General features: G+C 36.1%; 1 protein-coding gene. It reads right to left on the bottom strand.

Annotated features, from left to right (window positions below):
• Positions 1-306: 306 nt before the first annotated feature.
• Positions 307-1,573 (bottom strand): serine hydrolase domain-containing protein (locus HW347_RS20540; RefSeq protein ID WP_214613593.1); only part of this gene is annotated, 1,267 nt, incomplete at its 5' end.

The following is a 1,573-nucleotide window of genomic DNA, read 5'->3' as shown; positions in this document are numbered from 1 at the left end:
ATGCAAATTTTGAAATTAAAAAGCAGCAAAAGCATGAAGCCCTTGCTGCGCGGGATAACAAATTGATGACTCAACTTGTTTCCTGAAATTTTAAAGAAAAAACTTGTTTTTTAACACAGTACCTATGATTAGTGTGGGACGGTGATTTACGATTCACATTGCGCCACAGCTCGTAGCCAAATCTTTTTGTTTTGTTTTAATTCTTCTTGTCTAAAGCAAAATCCCAAAGATTTTGCGACCTCATAAATATACACAGACCTTGGCGTGAAAACCTAAACCCCACATTAATTATAGCCATTGTTGGCATTAGTTATTTTTCTGGATTCGGCTTAATATTCTTTTTCTTATGCCCGATAAATCGGCAAAATGTCGGTTGCACAAAATGACAAATGCATATTCGTTTTTTTTACTCGCCTCCATAAAACTACTATATCCCACGTTTGCACCATCGTGGGCCAATGTCAGAATTTCGTTAGTTGTCGAATCAATTTTAAAGCCCAAGCCCAATCCATAACGTGGCTTTTTTCCATCTTCTAAAATTGGTCGTTCGAGTAACCGTTCAATACTCTGTTGGGATAAAAGATTTTCGGAACTTTCAGAGTTAATCGATTTTTGTATCTGAATTAGGAACTTAGCCAAATCAGATGGAGTAGACCATAATCCTCCCGCTGCATACTGAGGATAATTATAATACCCACTTTTTAAAGGAGTTCCATTTTTTCTATGACCTATTGCGATTTGTTCGAGCCGTTCTGCATTTAAATTGACCGAATAGAAACTTGAACCCATACCGCAAAAATTCAGTATCTCTTCGTTCATTTGCTTATTGAAATCTTTTTGGTTTATGTCAATCAATGCTTGCTGTATAACGCAGTATCCTCCTCCTGAATAGTCGAATTGAGTATTGGGTCTATTTTTGATAACTATTTTTGGTTCGAGAAATCTTTCGCCATTCAGAACTTCCACCAAATTTGGTGGTTTATTGGTGCTTTTATACCCTAAGAATCCATGTACGTTGGTTCCTCCTGTATGTGAAAGCAATTGCGATACCGTTGGTTCATAATTGTCTTTCTTTTTCCTTGTTTCCAGTTTCCAATCATTTAGATAGTTATTTATGGAACTATCTAAATGAATCTTTCCTTTTTCGACATTTTTCAAAACAAGGGCAGCTGTAAGGCTTTTACTTAATGACGCTGCCTGAAATAGGGTACTGTCATTAACAATTTCTTTTGTTGAATTGTTTTTTACGCCAAATCCTTTTGAATAAACTATTTCCGAGTTTTTAACTATCGAAATACTTAGTCCCGGTATGTTGTTCTGGATTATGTATTCCGAGATAAATTCTTCATCTTCGGGTAGAAGTTGAGCTTTTGTCAGGAATGGCGAAAGGAATAGAAAAATCAACCAAAAGTTAAATTTAATTTTCATGTTTTTCATAATTAATGCCAACGGTCCGGGTATATCTTCCGGAAGGCGCAGCCTACCGAGTGGAAGATTGCTGTGACTTCTGGAATATATGCCCAGTTGTGTGTAGTTATCTAAAGTAGGTAGTAAAGTTGGCAAAAACAAAATA

The sequence above is a fragment of the Zobellia barbeyronii genome (assembly GCF_018603515.1).
Classification (GTDB): Bacteria; Bacteroidota; Bacteroidia; order Flavobacteriales; family Flavobacteriaceae; genus Zobellia; species Zobellia barbeyronii.
Note: the sequence above shows the minus strand (reverse complement) of the source record. Positions and strands in the feature narration are given on the sequence as shown.